The organism is Massilia sp. (assembly GCF_046293535.1).
GTDB lineage: Bacteria > Pseudomonadota > Gammaproteobacteria > Burkholderiales > Burkholderiaceae_D > Telluria.
In genome coordinates this window covers 1-17,925 of record NZ_JBKBOV010000029.1, presented here as the reverse complement: position 1 = coordinate 17,925, position 17,925 = coordinate 1, and the positions used below count along the sequence as shown (strand labels likewise).

Genomic DNA, 17,925 nt, shown 5'->3' with positions numbered 1-17,925 from the left:
TCTGTCGACAGATGCTTGCCAGCCTTCCACGCCTTCGCTCCACCCGCACCCTCATCGCCTTGCTGTTGATGCTGGCGATGGTGTTTGCGCACTGGCAGGGCCTGGCGCACCGGATCGCGCACGCCACGCAGTATGCGTCCGCCGCGCTCGACTCCGCCGTCAACGGTTCCGCGGCCTCGCACCAGAACATCGTCCCGCACTCCTGCATCGCCTTCGACGCCGCCACGGTCGCTCCCGCGCTGGATACGCCGGCCTGCACGACCGCCATCCTGCCGTCCGCCCGGGTGCTCGCACAGTGGACTGCATCCGATTCCTGGCACGCGCCGTTCACCCCTTACTTCTCTTCCCGCGCGCCTCCCGTCGCCTGATGTCCTGAACCTCTCGATGCGCCTGCGCCGGCCATGCCCGCGCACGCGCGTCCGTCCGTATTCGTTTTCCAGGAATTCATCATGCACGTCCAGCCTACCATCCTGGCGAGCGCGCTCTTGGCCGCACTCGCACCATGCTCGTTTGCCCAGACCACCGGCGAGCCCGTCGCGACCGTCGTCGTGACGGCCAGCCCCTTCAATGCCGCCGAAGGCGACCAGATCCTCACGCCGGCCAAGGTGCTGGCCGGCGACGAACTGCGCAGCAAGCTCGGAAGTTCGCTCGGCGACACCCTGAGCAATGAACTGGGCGTGTCGGCCTCGGCTTTTGGTGCCGGCGCCTCGCGCCCGATCATCCGGGGGCTGGAAGGCAACCGGGTGAAGGTGCTGGAGAACGGCATGTCGGTGTCCGACCTGTCCGGCCTGTCGAACGACCACGCCGTCACCGGCGAAGCGGCCACCGCGCGCCAGATCGAGATCCTGCGCGGCCCGGCGGCGCTGCTCTACGGTTCGGGCGCGATCGGCGGCCTGGTCAACGTCGTCAACGAACGCATCCCGACCGAGCTGCACGAGAAGCCGAGCGGGGTCGTGGAAAGCCGCTACAGCAGCGTCGACCACGGCCGTGCCCTGTCCTTTTCCGGCGACGCGGCGAGCGGCAAAGTGGCGCTGCACGTCGACGGCAGCGGGCGCGACGCCGGCGACTATCACATCCCGGATGCGCCGCAGGGCGACACGCTGCCCGATTCCTCCCTGCGCCAGCACACCCTGGGCGCAGGCGCGTCGTACATCGGAGAGCGCGGCTACTTCGGCGCCTCGGTCAGCTCGCTCAAGAAGCACTACGGCATCCCGGGCGGCGAGGGCGCCAGGATCGACCTCGACCAGATCCGCTACGACGTCGACGGCCAACTGGACGCGCCCATGGCCGGCTTCGAGAAGCTGCGCTTCAAGGCCGGCTATTCCGACTACGGCCACGTGGAGCTCAACGCCGAGGGTGGACCGGAAACCATCTTCTCGAACCGCTCGCTCGAGTCCCGTCTGGAGCTGACCCACAAGCCGCTTAGTGGCTGGCTTAACGGCTGGGAAGGCAGCTTCGGCATCCAGACCGAGCACACCCGCTTTTCCGGCCTGAGCGCGGACAGCGGCGAATCGGCGACGGTGCCGGTGACCGTGTCCGATACCCATGCCGCCTTCCTGGTCGAGCAGCGCCAGTTCGGCAAGACACGCGTGAACGCCGGCGTGCGGGTGGAATCGGTGAAGCGCGAGCCGGAGGGTGGGGCGCCGCGCCGCAGTTTCGATTTGCTGTCCTACTCGGCGGGCGCGATCTGGCCGCTCGCGCGCGACTACACGGTGGGCGTGACCGCCTCGGTGGCGCAGCGCGCGCCGGGCACCGACGAGCTGTACTCGGGCGGCCCGCACGAATCGACCCTGACCTACGACATCGGCAACCCGAATTTCAAGAAGGAGACCTCGCGCAACCTGGAAATCTCCTTGCGCAAGGTGACTGGACTGATCCGCTGGCAGGCGAACCTGTTCGAGAACCGCGTGCGTGACTTCATCTACGGCGAAGTGGGCGACATCCTGCTGGACGACGAGGGCAATCCGGGCGACGAGCTGCGCGAGCGCATCTTCCGCCAGGCCGACGCATCGATCCGCGGCGCGGAGGCCGAGATCAGCTACAACCGCCACCCGCATGCGCGGGGCTTGTCGCTGCGCGCCTTCGGCGACCTGTCGCGCGGTTCGCTTGACGATGCCGGCAGCCTGCCGCTGCAGCCGGCCAAGCGTATCGGTGTTGAAGCCGGCTACCGCCAGGGCGCGCTGCGCGCAAACGTCTCGCTGCTGCGCGCGCTGAAGCAGGAGCGCCTGGCCGCTTTCGAGTCGACGCCGACCCCGGGCTACACCCAGTTGGACGCCAACCTGTCCTACACCCAGCGTTTGCGCAACGCCGACCTGACCTGGTTCATCATCGGCAAGAACCTGCTCGACGAGGACATCCGCATCTCGACCTCGGTCCTGAAGGACGTGGCGCCGCTGGCGGGACGCAATCTCACCGTGGGCGTGCGCGCGGCGTTCTGATCGCGTGTGCGGCCGGCATGATCCGGCCGGCCGCCACGCTGCTATAATCGGCGCATTCCCCGAGGTGACCTCTTGCGCCGGTTCATTAGCATCCTTCTGCTGCTCTGCCTTCCCTTGTATGGTTTCGCCATGCAGGGCGGCCTGCCGCAGGCCTATGGCGCGGGCTCCCTCGCGCACGCGGTGGCGCACGAGGAGAACATCCTCCATCACCATCACGAAGACGACGGCTCGGTGCACTACGACGCCTCCGAACAATCGCTCGCCCATGCGCAGGACCACCACTCCTGCGCGCAGCCGGCCGACCTGGTCGTTCCCGCGCCTATCCTTCCGCCCGAACAGTTGCTCTCCAGCGTGCTCGTACCGGCCGCCGTAGCACTGACGGAAACTTTCCTCGACGGGCCACGAAAACCGCCCCGCCACGCCCCCGGCCACGCCGCCGGGGGAATGACGCACGCCTGACGAACCCCAAGCGCGAGCTGCTCGCGCCCGTGCGCTTCCCTTCGGTCGATTTGCAATTTCACCGATGGAGAACACATGCGCACCCGCCGCCTGTCCCTTTACCTGCTCGGTGCCGCGCTTGCCCTGCCATGCCAGGCCCTCGCCGCACCGCCAAGCACACTCAAACATGCCGTCGACGGCGCCTGGCAGCGCGTGCCCGACGCGCGCACGATCGAAGCACGCCAGCACGAGGCCGCCGCCGCGCGCGCCACGGCCGCTTCCTGGCTCGCCACGCCGCCCACGCTGGGCCTGTCCCAGCGGCGCGACGAGAGCGGGGCGGAACGCGCCCAGCGCGAATCCGAGATGTCGGTCTCGTCCTCGTTCTGGCTCCCCAGCCAGAAGTCGGCGCGAGAAGCGCTGGCGGCGCGCACGACGACCGAGGCAAACGCCCACCTCCTTGCGACCCGCCTGGCCGTGGCCGGGCTGGTGCGCAACCGGATGTGGGAAGCAGCTTCCGCCCAGGTCACGCTGGAAGAAAAGCAGGACCACCTGCACCATCTCGAAGGACTGGCCGAGGAGGTGGGGCGCCGCGTGAAAGCCGGCATTCTTGCCCGCAGCGACGGATTGCTGGCCGACCAGGAAGTGCTGGCCGCGCGCATCGAGGCCGGCAAGGCCCGCACCGCCGCCGCCGAGGCGCTGGCGCGCTTCCAGGTCCTGACCGGGCTGCCGGAACTGCCGGCGCTGGAGCCCGAGCCGCTGCGGGAAAGCGAGGCGCCTGCCGCTACCCGCCTGCTTGCCGCCCAGGCGTCCGAGCAGCGTGCACGCGCCGCCCTGCGCCTGGCTGAGGCGAACCGTTCGGCGCCGCCGAGCATCGCCCTGTCGGTGCGCCGCGAAGACGAGCGCGGCTTGCGCGAACCGGTGCGCAGCCTCGGCGTGGCCTTGCAGGTCCCGTTCGGCAGCGCCGCACGCAACCGCCAGGTCGAGGCCCAGGCCCGGACCGCGATCGCGACCGCCGCCGCTGAAGCGGCCGAGGCCCAGACCGCAAGCGGCGCGGAGCTCGCGCTCGCCCGCGCGCGCCTGGCCAACGCCAGGACGGCGCTCGACGACGCCATCGCGCGCGCCAAGGCCCTGCACGAACACACCGCGCTGTTCGAAAACGCTTTCCGCCAGGGCGAAAAGGGCCTGGCCGACCTGCTGCGCTCGCGCGCGCTGACCCACGAGGCCGACGTCGCCGTGGCCCAGCAACAAGTCGCCCTCGGGCACGCGCATGCGCAACTCAATCAAGCACGAGGAATCCTTCCATGAACATCCTGATCCTGTTCCTTGCCGCCATGCTCGCCATGTCGCCGGCACTGGCCGGCCCCGGCGCGCACGGGCCGAACGGCGAACACCTCGATGCTCCGGCGGCAAGCCCGGGCGCCGTGCTGCCGCGCGTCGAGACCTTTAGCGAGGCCTTCGAGCTGGTCGGCCAGCTCACGGGAGGCGAACTGTCGATCATGATCGACCGCTATGAGACCAACGAGCCGGTCCTGAACGGCGTGCTGGAAGTCCAGTACAAGAACCTCAAGGCGAAAGCCAGCTTCCACGCCGACATGGGCGACTACGCCGTCGACGATCCGGCCTTGCTGGCCGCGATTTCCAAGCCCGGCGCCCATCCGCTGCTGTTCACCCTCGTCGCGGGGGAGGAGAGCGACCTGTTGGAAGGCACGCTGCAGGTGACGCAAGCTTCCGAAGAAGATGCGCACGACCACGACCACGCGGCGTGGAACCCGTGGCTGCTGGCGGCCATCGCGGCCGCCGCCCTCATCGCCGCCGTATTCGCCGGGCGCCGCCTGCGCCAACGCAAGGAAGCTCGAGCATGAAACATCGCATCTTTGCCGGCCTGGTCGCCGGCCTCTTCACGACCTCCTTGCTGGCGGGGCCAGGCGCGCATGGCCCCAACGGCGAACACCTCGACGAGAAGGCAAGCGGCATGGGAAGCGGCCTGGCGCGCCTGCCCGACGGCAGCGTCAACGTGCCCAAGCTGGCGCAGCGCCGCATGGGCGTGCGCACCCTGATGGTCAAGGAAGGCGAGCACGCGCGCACCGTCCAGCTCAACGGCCGCGCCGCCATCGACCCGAACGCGGGCGGCCGGGTGCAGGCGCCGTTCGCCGGACAGATCGTCCCCGGCCCGAATGGCCTGCCGGTGCTTGGGCAGCGCGTGGTGAAAGGGCAGGTGCTGGCGCGCCTGCGCCCGGTCGGCGACGCCATCGAACGCGGCAACCAGGCGGCCGAACTGGCCGGCCTGCGCGCCAACCGCGCGCTGCTGGAACAGCGGCTCAAGCGCCTCGCATCGCTGGAAGGCGTGGTGCCGGCCAAGGAAGTGGAGGCGGCCCGCGCCGAACTGGCGGCCAACGTCGGCCGCGAGCGCGCGGTCGCGAAGTCGATCGGCGGCGTGGAGAGCATCCATGCGCCAAGCAGCGGCGTCATCGCCAGCGCCGCGGTGCTCAATGGCCAGATGGTGGACATGCGCGAGGTGCTGTTCGAGATCGTCGATCCGCAGCGGATGCTGGTGGAGGCCATGGTCGCGGACGCCTCGCTGGCGCGCCAGGTCGAGAGTGCCTCCTTGCTCGACGTGGCCGATGTCGAGCTGCGCCTGGTGGGAGCAGGGCGCAGCCTGCGCGAAGGCGCGCTGCCGCTGAATTTCCGGGCGCAAGGCAAGACGCTCGACCTGGCGGTCGGGCAGCCGGTGACGGTGCTGGCCAGGCTGAACACGACGGTGAAGGGCATCGCACTGCCGGCGTCGGCGCTGGCGCGCAACCAGGCCAACGAAACGGTGGTGTGGATCAAGCTGGGGGCCCAGCGCTTCATCGCGCTGCCGGTGGAGGCGACCCCGATCGATGCCGGCACCGTGATCGTGACCCGCGGGCTCAGCCCCGACAACCGGGTCGTGGTCCAGGGCGCCTCCCTGATCAACCAGATCCGGTAGGCGGCCCATGTTCAACGCTATCGTACGTTTCAGCCTGCGCAACCGCCTGTTCGTGCTGGCGGCGGCGCTGCTGCTGATGGTCTACGGCGCCTACACGGCCGCGCGCACCCCGGTGGACGTGTTCCCCGACCTGAACAAGCCGGTCGTCACGGTGCTGACCGAGGCGGGAGGCATGGCCCCGGAGGAAGTCGAGCAGCTGGTGTCCTTCCCGATCGAGACCTCGCTCAACGGCATGCCGGGCGTGACCCGGGTGCGCTCGGTGTCGGGCGTCGGCCTGTCCATCGTGTATGCGGAATTCGACTGGGGCACGGACGTCTACCGCAACCGCCAGCAGGTAGCGGAGCGCCTGGGCCTGGTGAAGGAAGGGCTGCCGGGTGGCATCTCGCCGATGATGGGCCCGGTGTCCTCGATCATGGGCGAGATCATGCTGATCGCGCTGCCCATCGACGTGGCCAGGACCGATCCCATGCAGGCGCGCGAGTATGCCGACTTCGTGCTGCGTCCGCGCCTGCTGTCGATTCCCGGCGTGTCGCAGGTGATCCCGATCGGCGGCGAAGTGCGCCAGCTGCGCGTGCAGCCGGACACCGCGCGCATGGCGCAGTTTGGCGTCTCGCTTGCGCAGGTAACGGAGGCGCTGCGCGGCTTCGCGGCCAACACCAGCGGCGGCTTCATCGACCTGAACAACCGCGAGTACCTGATCCGCAACCTCGGGCGCACCACCCGCCTGGAAGACGTCAGGGGCCTGCCGGTGGCCTACCGCAACGGTACGCCGGTGCTGCTCGAGCAGGTCGCCAGCGTCGCCTACGCGCCGGCCTTCAAGCGCGGCGACGCCGGCATGAACGGCCGGCCGGCGGTGATCGTCAGCGTCCAGAAGCAGCCGGATGGCGACACGGTGCGCATGACGCGCGACATCGAGGGCGCGCTGGCGGAACTGAAGCAGGGCCTGCCGGCCGGGATCGCGGCGCCGACCGTGCTGTTCCGCCAGGCCGACTTCATCGAGGCGGGCGTGGGCAACGTGGTGGAAGCCTTGCGCGACGGCGCCATCCTGGTGGCGATCGTGCTGTTCGCCTTCCTGCTGAGCGCGCGCACCACCCTGATTTCGCTGGTGGCGATCCCGCTGTCGCTGGCGGTGACGGCGCTGGCCTTCCACCTGCTGGGCCAGTCGATCAACGTGATGACGCTGGGCGGCCTGGCGATCGCGATCGGCGAACTGGTGGACGATGCGGTGGTCGACGTCGAGAACATCCTGCGCCGCCTGAAGGAGCGCGACAAGACGGGGCACTCGGTATTGGAGACGATCTGGCGCGCTTCGGTGGAAGTGCGCTCGGGGATCGTCTACGCCACCGTGATCGTGGTGCTGGTGTTCATTCCGCTGTTCGCGCTGCCGGGCATCGAGGGGCGCCTGTTCGCGCCGCTGGGCATCGCCTACATCGCCTCGATCCTGGCCTCGATGCTGGTGTCGATGACGGTCACGCCGGTGCTGTCCTACTACCTGCTGCCGAAGATGAAGCGCCTGCATCGCGGCGACAGCCCGATCGTGCGCCGCCTGAAGGCCTGGGACACGGCGCTGCTTTACTGGTCGCTGCCGCGCATCCGCCCCGTGCTGGGCGGCGCCGTGGTGGTGGTGCTGCTGGCGGTGGCCTCGGTGCCCTTCTTCCCGCGCGCCTTCCTGCCGTCTTTCAACGAGGGCTCGCTGGTGATGGGCATGAGCTTCATGCCGGGCACCTCGCTGGCGGAGGCGAACCGCATGGGGGCGCTGGCCGAGACCCTGATCGCGCAGGTGCCGGAAGTGACCAAGGTCGGGCGCCGCACCGGCCGCGCCGAGCTGGACGAGCATGCCGAGGGCGTGCACTCGTCCGAGATCGAGATCGACCTGAAACCGTCCGCGCGCGAGCGCGAAGAGGTCATCGCGGACATCCGCAAGCAGGTCGCCGGCATCCCGGCATCAAGCGCGATCGGCCAGCCGATCGCGCACCGCCTGGATCACCTGCTGTCCGGCGTGCGCGCCCAGGTCGCGGTGAAGATCTACGGCGACGACATCGACACCCTGCGCGGCCTGGCCGAAGACTTGCGGGGGCGCCTGGCCGGCATTCCGGGCCTGGTCGACCTGTCGGTCGAACGCCAGGTCCTGATTCCGCAGGTGAAGCTGCGCATCGACTACCGCAAGGCGGCCCAGCACGGCCTGGCCGCGGGCGAGGTACTGCAGGCGCTGCAGTCGCTGTCGGAGGGCACGCGCGTGACCCAGGTGATCGACGGCGCGCGCCGCTACGACCTGGTGCTGCGCCTGGCCGATGCCGAGCGCTCGCCGCAGGACCTGGGGCGCATCAATCTCAGCACACCGGCGGGCCCGGTTCCGCTCTCGAGCGTGGCCACGGTGGAAGAGGGCGATGGCCCGAACCAGATCGGGCGCGAGAACGGGCGCCGCCGCATCGTCGTGTACGCCAACACGGACGGCTCCAGCATGTCCCACATCGTCCAGGATGTGCGCCAGGCCGTGGCGCGGACCCGGCTGCCGGGCGGCTACTTCGTCAGCGTGGAAGGCCAGTTCCAGGCGCAGGAGCGGTCGCAGCGCCTGATCGCGGGCCTGGCGCTGGCTTCGCTCCTCATGATCTTCCTGGTGCTGTATTCGCGCTACCGTTCCACGGCGCTGGCGCTCATCATCATGGGGAACATCCCGTTCGCGCTGGTGGGCAGCGTGATCGCCATGTGGATCGCGGGCGTGTCGCTGTCGGTGGCCTCGATGGTCGGCTTCATCACGCTGGCCGGCATCGCCACGCGCAACGGCATCCTCAAGATCAGCCACTACATCAACCTGTGCAAGTTCGAGGGCGAGTCCTTTGGGTGGCCGATGATCGTGCGCGGCTCGATCGAGCGCCTGACGCCGGTCCTGATGACGGCGCTGGTGGCCGCTTTCGCGCTCACGCCGCTGCTGCTGGCCGCAAGCGCGCCGGGCAAGGAAATCCTGCATCCGGTGGCGGTGGTGATCTTCGGTGGCCTGATCAGCTCCACCTTGCTCGACTCGCTGCTGACGCCGCTCATCTTCTGGAAGCTCGGACGGCGCCCGCTCGAGCGCCTGCTGGCCGAGAAGGGCGAGGAAAGCTATTGAGTCAGCGGGTCCAGTTGCACTTGCCGCGCAGGACAGCGGCGGCCCAGAATGGCGCGGCATACAGTCCGCCGACGCCGATCACATAGTCGCCGAGCGGGGTCTTGGCGACGAAGCTGTGCGGCTGGTGCTTGAGCGGATCGGGACCGAGGCAGTGCGCTTTCTTCGCTTCCGCCACCTTGCGTGCGAATTCGCGATAGGGGCGGCTGCTGAGGACGTCGCCGGCGCCCGGCACGGCGCTCAAGGGCATGTCGTCCAGGGTGGCCCGGATGGCAGCCTTGATGGCTTCGTCGCTGGGACGCGCACCGGGCAGGGGCGCGGCGGGCGCTGCCGCCGGTATGCCGAAGGGATCGTAGGGCGCGGGCTTGCGCGCATCCGGCGCATCCGCATGGAGCGGGAGCGTGGGGGCGGCCGCGAGGGGTACGAGAATCGTCAGGAACCGGGCTTTCATCGTCATGGCGCAGAGTGAATGGCCTGGCGACTGTACCCGAACGCATTGCCATATTCTTAAGTCTGCATGAAGGGCTGCATGATTATGTGGATCGGATAAACGAAGGGGAGAGCAGATGGGAACCGAGCGCAGTTTCGTCGACTATGTCACCGAGGTAGCGGGCCTGGGAAGCCGCCTGACCCACAAGAAGATGTTCGGCGAATATGCCTTGTACCTGGACGGCAAGGTGGTCGCTTTCGCCTGCGACAACAGCCTGTTCATCAAGCCGTCGAAGGCGGCAGCGGCGCTGGCGCCGGACCTGCCGCAGGGGCCGCCGTACCCGGGCGCCAAGGGTTATCCGATCGCCGACGAGCTGCTGGACGATCCCGAGGGGCTGCGCCGCCTGATCGAGGAGACCGCGGCCTTGATGCCGCTGCCCAAGCCGAAGAAAGCGCCGGCCGCCAAGCGCGCTTCCTGATATTTCATGAGCGGGCGTACTGATAAGTGGCCCGGATTCATGAATTCCATTCATAAGCCCTTGCATTTTTCACATGCAGTGCGGCCTTTCCACGCCCCTACAATCCTGGGGCTGCGCACCCAAACGAACTGCACGCCTCGAAAATTAAAAAAGCGCTATGTTCTTGCATGCGCATTTTCATCAAATTGCCCGTCCAGCCAGCCCCCCTCAAGAAAGGAAGTACGATGCCCGACTTCGATCCCAACCGGCGCCAGCTGCTCAAGGCGTCGACCGCCGCCGTCGGCGGCGTCGCGGTAGCCTCCCAGGTCGCGGCGCCGGCCCAGGCCGCGCCCGCCGCCGCCCAGCCGCCAGCCTCCACCCTGCCTACGACAATGAGCGTCCGGCTGAAGGTCAACGGCATCGAGCACCAGTTGATGGTCGATCCGCGCACCACGCTGCTGGACGCCTTGCGCGACCGCCTGCACCTCACCGGCAGCAAGAAGGGCTGCGACCAGGGCCAGTGCGGCGCCTGCACGGTGCTGGTGGACGGCCGCCGCACCACCTCCTGCCTGACCCTGGCCGTGATGCAGGAAGGCCACGAGATCACCACCATCGAAGGCCTCGGCACCCCGACCAACCTGCACCCGCTGCAGCGCGCCTTCATCAAGCACGACGGCTACCAGTGCGGCTTCTGCACCCCGGGCCAGATCTGTTCGGCCGTGGGCATGCTGGAAGAGATCCGGGCCGGCGCGCCGAGCCACGTCACGGCCGACCTGAATGCGAGCCCGCAGCCGAGCGAAATGGAGTTCCGCGAGCGCATGAGCGGCAATATCTGCCGCTGCGGCGCCTATTCGAACATCCAGGAAGCGATTGCCGAAGTGGCGGGGGCCAAGCGATGAAAGCCTTTACCTACGAACGGGCCAGGACCCCGCAGGAAGCCGCCGCCGCGGCCGCTCGCATCCCGAATGCGCGCTTCATCGCCGGCGGCACCAACCTGCTGGACCTGATGAAGCTCCAGATCGAAACGCCGGCCCATCTCATCGACGTCAACGACCTGGCGCTCGACCGCATCGAGCCACTGCCAAACGGCGGCCTGCGCATCGGCGCGCTGGTGCGCAATGCCGACCTGGCGGCCGACCTGCGGGTGCGGCGCGACTACGGCGTGCTCACGCGCGCGCTGGTGGCCGGCGCCTCGGGCCAGCTGCGCAACCAGGCCACCACCGCCGGCAACCTGCTGCAGCGCACCCGCTGCCCGTATTTCTACGACACCAACGTGCCTTGCAACAAGCGCAAACCGGGCAGCGGCTGCAGCGCCATCGGCGGTTTCACCCGCCTGCATGCGATCGTCGGCCAGAGCGACGCCTGCATCGCGACCCACCCGAGCGACATGGCGGTGGCCATGCGCGTGCTCGACGCCCAGGTCGAGACCATCGACCCGAGCGGCGCCGCGCGCGTGATCCCGATCGCCGATTTCCACCGCCTGCCGGGCAACACGCCGCACGTCGACCATAACCTGAAGTCCGGCGAGCTGATCACCGCGGTGACCTTGCCGCCGCCGGTCGGCGGCGTGCAGAGCTACCGCAAGGTGCGCGACCGCGCTTCCTATGCCTTCGCGATCGTCTCGGTGGCCACCATCCTGCAGCGCGACGGCAGCGGCCGCGTGGCGCTGGGCGGCGTCGCCCACAAGCCCTGGCGCGTGGAGGCGGCGGAAAGCGCCTTCGCGCAAGGGGCGCAGGCGGTGGCGAGCGGCGTGCTGGCCGGCGCCCGCACCACCCAGGACAACGCATTCAAGCTGCCGCTGGTGGAACGCACCCTGGCCGCCGCGATCGCGGACGCCAAGGCCGCAGCTTAAGCGAAAGGGACAGCCATGAAATTCAACGAACCAGCCACCAGCAACCCGATCGACCAGCTCAAGGTCGTGGGCCAGCCGGTCGACCGCATCGACGGCCCGCTCAAGACCACCGGCACCGCGCCCTACGCGCTCGACCGCCACGACGTGGTGCCCAACCAGGCGCACGGCTACGTGATCGGCGCGGCGATCCCGACCGGACGGATCGTCTCGATGGACCTGGCGGCGGCCAAGGCCGCGCCGGGCGTGATCGCCATCGTCACCGCCCAGAACGCCGGCAAGCTCACCAAGGGCAACTTCAACACCGCCATGCTGCTGGGCGGACCGCGCGTCGAGCACTACCACCAGGCCGTGGCGCTGGTGGTGGCCGAGACCTTCGAGCAGGCGCGCGACGCCGCCTCGCTGGTGCGCATCAAGTACGAGCGCACGCCGGGCGGGGGCGAGTTCGACCTGCGCGCGGTGCAGAACAAGGCCATCGCGCCGAAGTCGGAAGCCGCGGAGACCAGGGTCGGCAACTTCACCGGCGCTTTCGCCTCCGCGCCCGTGAAGCTCGACGCCGAGTACCACACCGCCCACGAGTCGCACATGATGATGGAGCCGCACGCCAGCGTGGCCGCCTGGGACGGCGACCAGCTCACCGTGTGGACCTCGAACCAGATGATCGCCTGGGCCAAGGGCGACCTGGCCAAGACCCTGAACATCCCGAAGGACAAGGTGCGCGTGCTCTCGCCCTACGTCGGCGGCGGCTTCGGCTCCAAGCTGTTCCTGCGCGCCGACGTGGTGCTGGCGGCGCTGGGGGCGAAGGCGGCGCGCCGTCCGGTGCGCGTGCCCTTGCAGCGCGCGCTCATCCCCAACAACACCACGCACCGCTCGGCGACCCTGCAGCGCATCCGCATCGGCGCCACCCGCGAAGGGAAAATCACCGCCATCGGCCACGAAAGCTGGTCCGGCAACCTGAAGGACGGCTCGCCCGAGAACGCGGCCACGCAAACCCGCTCGCTGTACGCGGGCGAACACCGCATGACCTCCAACCGCGTGGCCGCGATGGACCTGCCGGAAGCGAACGCGATGCGTGCGCCGGGCGAGGCGCCGGGCATGGCGGCGCTCGAGATCGCGATGGACGAGATGGCGGAAAAGCTGGGCATGGACCCGGTGCAGTTCCGCATCCTGAACGACACCCAGGTGGTGCCGGACAATCCGGAAAAGCCCACTTCCAGCGACCCGCAGTCGAAGAAGCCGGAGAAAGAGAAGCACATTGCCAATCCGCCGTTCTCGAAGCGCCAGTTCGTCCAGTGCCTGCAGACGGGAGCCCAGCGCTTCGGCTGGGAGCGCAGATCAAGCAAACCCGGCACGCTGCGCGATGGGCGCTGGCTGGTCGGCATGGGCGTGGCCGGGGCGTTTCGCGACAGCCTCTTGACCAAGTCGGCGGCGCGGGTGCGCCTGGACCGGCGCGGCATGCTGACGGTGGAAACCGACATGACCGACATCGGCACCGGTAGCTACACCATCATCGCCCAGACGGCCAGCGAGATGATGGGCGTGCCGCTGGAACGGGTGCGGGTGCGGCTGGGCGACTCCAGCCTGCCGGCATCCTGCGGCTCGGGCGGGCAGTGGGGCGGGCACAACTCGACGGCCGGCGTGTACGCCGCCTGCATCAAGCTGCGCGAGGCGGTGGCGCGCCAGGCCGGCTTCGAGCCGGAGCGCGCCATCTTCGCCGACGGCCTGGTGCGCATGGGCGAGCGCAGCCTGCCGCTGTCCGAGGCGGTGGCCGGGCGCGAGCTGGTGGGCGAGGACCTGATCGAATACGGCGACATCGGCAAGCGCTACCAGCTGTCCACCTTCGGCGCGCACTTCGTCGAAGTGGGCGTCGATGCGGTGACCTGCGAAGTGCGCATCCGCCGCATGCTGGCGGTGTGCGCGGCCGGCCGCATCCTGAACCCGAAGACCGCGCGCAGCCAGGTGATCGGGGCGATGACGATGGGCGCCGGGGCGGCGCTGATGGAGGAACTGGCCGTCGACAAGCGGCTCGGCTACTTCGTCAACCACGACCTGGCCACCTACGAGGTGCCGGTGCATGCCGACATCCCGCACCAGGAAGTGATCTTCCTGGACGAGGTCGACCCGATGTCCTCGCCCATGAAGGCCAAGGGCATCGCCGAACTGGGCATCTGCGGCGTGGCCGCGGCCGTGGCCAATGCGGTGTACAACGCCACCGGGGTGCGGGTGCGGGAATATCCGATCACCCTCGACAAGCTGATCACAAAGATGCCCTTGCAGGCTTGACGTCGCAGGGCGGCCGGCACTGCCGGCCGCCCTGGACTCTCAATACGTCAAAGTGAGAATGCGCGCATTTCTGCCCCCGCGCTTTTGCTATCCTGCGTCGCTCGAACGCGACCAGATTGACGTATGAAACACTTCCTCCTGACCGCCTGCGGCGCCGCCGCGGGCACCCTCATCTACACCGCTTTCATCGGCAGCGCGCAGGAGCTGCACTGGGCGCGCGCCATCTTCATTGGTATCGGCTGCGGCTGCGCTGCGCTGTTCTGGCCACGTAACAAGGCCGGCTAAGCGGTGGCAGCCGACCCGCGCATTGCGCCGGTGTGGCGGGCACAAGCCAACGGCATGGCTGGTTCCGCCGCTCTGCGCATCGACTGGCTGCAGCTTGCCGCGGCCTTCGCGCTGCTGGCCTTCCTGGTGATGGTCTGGCGCTGGGGCGGCACGGTCGCCGACTCGCAAGCCTATTACGATACAGCGCGCTGGCTGCGCGGCGAGATTCCCGCGAGCAGCCTGGTGGCGCCTTTCCCGTACCGGCTGCTGGTGCCGGCGCTGGCAGCGGGGATCCCCGGGGAGTTGCGCAACGGCTTCGCCATGCTCAACTGGCTGCTGGTCACCGCAGGCGCGTGCCTGATGTCGGCCACCGTGCTGCGCGCCGGACTCGGCCCGCGCCGCGCGATTGCAGCCGGCCTGTTGATGATCGTGTCGCTGCCCACGTTCTGGTTTGCGCCTTATCTGCTGGTCGATCCGGGTTCGGTCTGTGCGCGCGCCGCCTTCGTGCTGGCGGTGCTGTCCGGCCAGCCTTGGCTGGCCGCGCTCGCGGGCCTCGCGGGTACGGCCGTGCGCGAAGAGAACATCCTGCTGCTCGTGTGGCTGGTCGCGATGCGCCGCATCGCCATCCTGCCCGGCCTGGCAGTGCTGGCCGCGGCAGGGGCATGGATCCTCGCAGTGCGCTGGTGGCTCGTCACCGGCCTGCCGGCGTACACCTGGGCGCCGAACTGGGGACAGGTGCTGGCCGCGCTGCAGGACCTGCACTCGCTGGCCACCATCGCGGGCAGCGCCTTCGTGGTGGTACCCCTGGCGCTGCTGGGTTGGCGCGCGGCGCCGCCGACGCTGCGTCCCTTCGCCGGCCTGCTCCTGCTGATGGCGCTGCCGCCGCTGTACGCCGCGCTGTGCGTGCGCGTCGACGGCCGCGCCGTGTGGGGCCTGTATCCCTTCCTGGTGCCGTTCGCGGCCTGTGTTGGCCTGCATCGTGGCATGCGACGTTGACGAATCCCCCACAAGGGCTATACTGGCCCCTGTACGATATTCACATGCCCATGAACCCACCACGCTTTACATCGCCGCGCAATAGCGCCTGCCAGCAGGGCAGGGGCTTTGCCGCGTCCGTCGAGCGTGACTGCGCCGCCGTCTCCCGAGCGGTGCAGCAGTCGTCCCGCAACCTCGCCTGGCTCGTCCGGGCTCGGTGAGGACCCCTGCACGCGCTTCTCCGTCCTCCCGAGCCGCCCCGATCCGCCCAGCCCGCCATTTCCGTGGCCGGCACCTCACATCACATCGATATCCGCCCGCCACGCCGCGGGCAAGCACAGGAGTACACAATGAAACCGACCATCCTCGTCTCATGGCTGGACATGGACCGCCTCGACCGCATGCTGGACGCAGTTCCGGCCGCCCAACTTGCCGCGCGCGACGCGCTGCTCGACGAACTGGGCCGCGCCGCGCTCGCCGAGCCCTGGGAAATGCCGCCCGACGTCGTCACCATGAACTCGCGCGTGCGCTTTTCCTTCGACGGCGCCGAGGAAGAAGTGATCATGACGCTGACTTATCCGAAAGACATGGCCGGCAATCCCGATCAGCTGTCGATCCTGACCCCGGTCGGCACCGCCCTGCTGGGCCTGAAGGTCGGCGACTCCATCAGCTGGGAGCGTCCCGACGGCGCCATGTTCGAGCTCAGCGTGCGCGGCATCGAGTACCAGCCGGAGCGCGACGGACAGTACCACCGCTAGCCTGCGGCGGCGCCAGGCAAGGCGCAGACAGCCGCGCGCGTCCAGCAGGGTGGGCGCATGGCGGCGCGCCGCCGACCTTTCAGTTGCGCACGCAGGCATGGAACTCGCGCGCATGGCCGTTGAGCGAGAAATTGGCCGCGCGGGCGGTCTCCCCGACCACGATCACGGTGACCGTGCGGTGCGCCAGCGGCCACCAGCGCCGCCGCGCCCAGCCCGAGGCGCCGGCCGATCGCGGGCAGGCCGCGCGGGAAGTCCACCGCGGTTGTCAAGAAAGCGTTAAGGATGAGGACGTTGGCAAATTTTCATCTTTGCATTATCGTTGGCGGGTCCGAGCAACCCGCCCCCACCGAAAGAGACCATGAAACGATTCCTTGCCGCCGCCTTCCTGTTCCTCAGCCTGTTCGGCAGTGCCCATGCCGAAACCGACGCGCAACTCACCAGGCAGGTCAATGCCTTCGTCGACGCATGGCACGACGACGCGGCCAATGCGCGCATGGCCTATTTCGACAAGATCGCCGCGGACGGCGTGTACATCGGCACCGACCGCACCGAACTGTGGACGCGCGACGCGTTCAAGACCTGGGCCAAGAAGTACTTTGAGCGCAAGTCGGCCTGGAGTTTCAAAGCCACGCGCCGCAACGTGTACGCATCGGGCGACAAGTCGCTGATCTGGTTCGACGAGCTGCTCGACACCCCGAACATGGGCCCCTGCATGGCCAGCGGCGTGATCCGCAAGACCGCCAAGGGCTTCGAGATCGTGCATTACCAGCTGTCGATGGCGGTGCCGAACGAGGTGGCGGACAAGGTGACCAAGCTGATCGCCGAGCACGAAAAGAAGTAGGGGGCACCGGGGCGCGTAGCCGGCTATGCCGTGCGTGCGTTCAGCCAGCGATCGAATCGACATACGGGCTACATTCCCCTGGTTTGGACGCGCGGTCGGCAGAGCCGACCACCCTACGGTTATCATTACCGCATGAAGCAAGTGAATGCACCCTACATCGGCCGTTTCGCCCCATCGCCCACCGGCCCGCTGCACGCCGGCTCGCTGGTCGCGGCCCTGGCCAGCTACCTCGACGCCCGCGCCCACCACGGCACCTGGCTGGTGCGCATCGAGGACATCGACGAGGGCCGCAGCGTGCCCGGCGCGGCCGAGGGCATCCTGGCGCTGCTGGACCGGCTGGGCATGCACGCCGACGGTGAAGTCGTCTGGCAGAGCCGGCGCAAGCACCTGTACCAGGCCGCCGCCGAGCGCATCGCCGCGCACACCTATCCGTGCGGCTGCAACCGGCGCGAGATCGCCGATTCGCGCCTCGGCGTCGCGCCCGACGGCGCCGCGATCTATCCCGGCACCTGCCGCTACGGGCTGGCCGAAGGGCGCAGCATGCGCAGCCTGCGCCTGCGCGTGCCGGAACCGGGCTACGACCTCGTCGGCTTCACGGACCGCTTCGCGGGCGAGGTCACGCAGCGGCTCTGCGGAGAATCCGGCGACTTCGTCCTGAAGCGCGCCGATGGTTTCTGGGCCTACCAGCTGGCGGTGGTGGTGGACGATGCCGAGCAGGGCGTGACCGACGTCGTGCGCGGCGCCGACCTGCTCGACTCCACGCCGCGCCAGATTTTCCTGCAGCGCGTGCTCGGCGTGCCGACTCCGCGCTACCTGCACGTGCCGGTGGTGCGCAACGAGAACGGCGAAAAGCTCTCGAAGCAGACCGGGGCGCTGGCGGTGGCGCCGGGCGACGAAGCGGCGGCGCTGGAGGCGCTGCTGCAGGCGGCGCGCTTCCTGGGCTTGCCCGTGGAACGGCCGGCGTCGCTGCCCGCCTTCTGGCAAGCGGCGATACCGGCCTGGAGCCGCTTGCTGGCCACGCGCCCGGGCGCTTCGATCACGCCAAGCGTCCCTTGAGCTGGCCGGGCCGGCGGCGCCCCGCCAGCGCCCGTCCGGCCCGTCCGGCGCCCCGCCACCCCCCG

At 69.1% G+C, this 17,925-nt stretch carries 17 protein-coding genes; 16 read left to right on the top strand and 1 reads right to left on the bottom strand.

The window, feature by feature from the left end; all coding sequences use genetic code 11:
• The first annotated feature begins 77 nt into the window (after positions 1-77).
• The 7 genes from ACK4S9_RS15565 to ACK4S9_RS15535 all read left to right on the top strand — a co-directional run bounded on the left by ACK4S9_RS15565 (position 78) and on the right by ACK4S9_RS15535 (position 8,950).
• Positions 78-368 (top strand): hypothetical protein, encoded by a 291-nt coding sequence (locus tag ACK4S9_RS15565; protein WP_409727186.1) that lies wholly within the window; start codon positions 78-80, stop codon positions 366-368.
• Between the two features lie 81 nt (positions 369-449).
• On the top strand, positions 450-2,438 hold the full coding sequence (locus ACK4S9_RS15560) for a TonB-dependent receptor (RefSeq protein ID WP_409727183.1): 1,989 nt from the start codon (positions 450-452) through the stop codon (positions 2,436-2,438).
• A gap of 72 nt (positions 2,439-2,510) precedes the next feature.
• Positions 2,511-2,897, top strand: a complete 387-nt coding sequence (locus ACK4S9_RS15555; RefSeq protein ID WP_409727180.1) for a hypothetical protein — start codon at positions 2,511-2,513, stop codon at positions 2,895-2,897.
• Between the two features lie 75 nt (positions 2,898-2,972).
• Positions 2,973-4,181 carry a TolC family protein gene (locus ACK4S9_RS15550; RefSeq protein ID WP_409727177.1) on the top strand — a complete coding sequence of 403 codons (1,209 nt, stop codon included), beginning with the start codon at positions 2,973-2,975 and terminating at the stop codon, positions 4,179-4,181.
• On the top strand, positions 4,178-4,738 hold the full coding sequence (locus tag ACK4S9_RS15545; RefSeq protein ID WP_409727173.1) for a hypothetical protein: 561 nt from the start codon (positions 4,178-4,180) through the stop codon (positions 4,736-4,738). Before ACK4S9_RS15550 ends, ACK4S9_RS15545 begins: the two co-directional genes overlap by 4 nt.
• Positions 4,735-5,844 (top strand): efflux RND transporter periplasmic adaptor subunit, encoded by a 1,110-nt coding sequence (locus ACK4S9_RS15540; RefSeq protein WP_409727170.1) that lies wholly within the window; start codon positions 4,735-4,737, stop codon positions 5,842-5,844. The genes ACK4S9_RS15545 and ACK4S9_RS15540 overlap by 4 nt, the downstream gene beginning before the upstream one ends.
• Positions 5,845-5,851: 7 nt before the next feature.
• Positions 5,852-8,950: an efflux RND transporter permease subunit gene (locus ACK4S9_RS15535; RefSeq protein ID WP_409727168.1), complete on the top strand. Its 3,099-nt coding sequence runs from the start codon at positions 5,852-5,854 to the stop codon at positions 8,948-8,950.
• A 1-nt stretch (position 8,951) separates the two neighbouring features.
• Here ACK4S9_RS15535 and ACK4S9_RS15530 read toward each other — a convergent pair whose 3' ends face one another.
• Positions 8,952-9,398: a hypothetical protein gene (locus ACK4S9_RS15530; protein WP_409727165.1), complete on the bottom strand. Its 447-nt coding sequence runs from the start codon at positions 9,396-9,398 to the stop codon at positions 8,952-8,954.
• Positions 9,399-9,513: 115 nt separating this feature from the next.
• On the opposite strand from ACK4S9_RS15530, the gene ACK4S9_RS15525 reads away from it, so the two are divergent.
• The 9 genes from ACK4S9_RS15525 (at position 9,514) to gluQRS (ending at position 17,860) form a co-directional block, all read left to right on the top strand.
• Positions 9,514-9,855: a TfoX/Sxy family protein gene (locus ACK4S9_RS15525; protein ID WP_409727163.1), complete on the top strand. Its 342-nt coding sequence runs from the start codon at positions 9,514-9,516 to the stop codon at positions 9,853-9,855.
• A 224-nt stretch (positions 9,856-10,079) separates the two neighbouring features.
• Positions 10,080-10,733, top strand: coding sequence for an aldehyde dehydrogenase iron-sulfur subunit PaoA (gene paoA, locus ACK4S9_RS15520; RefSeq protein ID WP_409727160.1), 654 nt, complete (start codon positions 10,080-10,082; stop codon positions 10,731-10,733).
• Positions 10,730-11,686, top strand: a complete 957-nt coding sequence (locus ACK4S9_RS15515; RefSeq protein WP_409727157.1) for an FAD binding domain-containing protein — start codon at positions 10,730-10,732, stop codon at positions 11,684-11,686. The genes paoA and ACK4S9_RS15515 overlap by 4 nt, the downstream gene beginning before the upstream one ends.
• 15 nt (positions 11,687-11,701) lie before the next feature.
• Positions 11,702-13,966 (top strand): aldehyde oxidoreductase molybdenum-binding subunit PaoC, encoded by a 2,265-nt coding sequence (gene paoC, locus ACK4S9_RS15510; RefSeq protein ID WP_409727154.1) that lies wholly within the window; start codon positions 11,702-11,704, stop codon positions 13,964-13,966.
• 123 nt (positions 13,967-14,089) lie between these two features.
• On the top strand, positions 14,090-14,251 hold the full coding sequence (locus ACK4S9_RS15505; RefSeq protein WP_409727151.1) for a hypothetical protein: 162 nt from the start codon (positions 14,090-14,092) through the stop codon (positions 14,249-14,251).
• 54 nt (positions 14,252-14,305) lie between these two features.
• Positions 14,306-15,226: a hypothetical protein gene (locus ACK4S9_RS15500; protein ID WP_409727148.1), complete on the top strand. Its 921-nt coding sequence runs from the start codon at positions 14,306-14,308 to the stop codon at positions 15,224-15,226.
• Between the two features lie 329 nt (positions 15,227-15,555).
• Positions 15,556-15,963, top strand: a complete 408-nt coding sequence (gene rnk, locus ACK4S9_RS15495; protein ID WP_285379389.1) for a nucleoside diphosphate kinase regulator — start codon at positions 15,556-15,558, stop codon at positions 15,961-15,963.
• Positions 15,964-16,321: 358 nt separating this feature from the next.
• On the top strand, positions 16,322-16,804 hold the full coding sequence (locus ACK4S9_RS15490; protein WP_409727145.1) for a nuclear transport factor 2 family protein: 483 nt from the start codon (positions 16,322-16,324) through the stop codon (positions 16,802-16,804).
• Positions 16,805-16,936: 132 nt separating this feature from the next.
• On the top strand, positions 16,937-17,860 hold the full coding sequence (gene gluQRS, locus ACK4S9_RS15485; RefSeq protein ID WP_409727142.1) for a tRNA glutamyl-Q(34) synthetase GluQRS: 924 nt from the start codon (positions 16,937-16,939) through the stop codon (positions 17,858-17,860).
• The last annotated feature ends 65 nt before the right edge of the window (positions 17,861-17,925 follow it).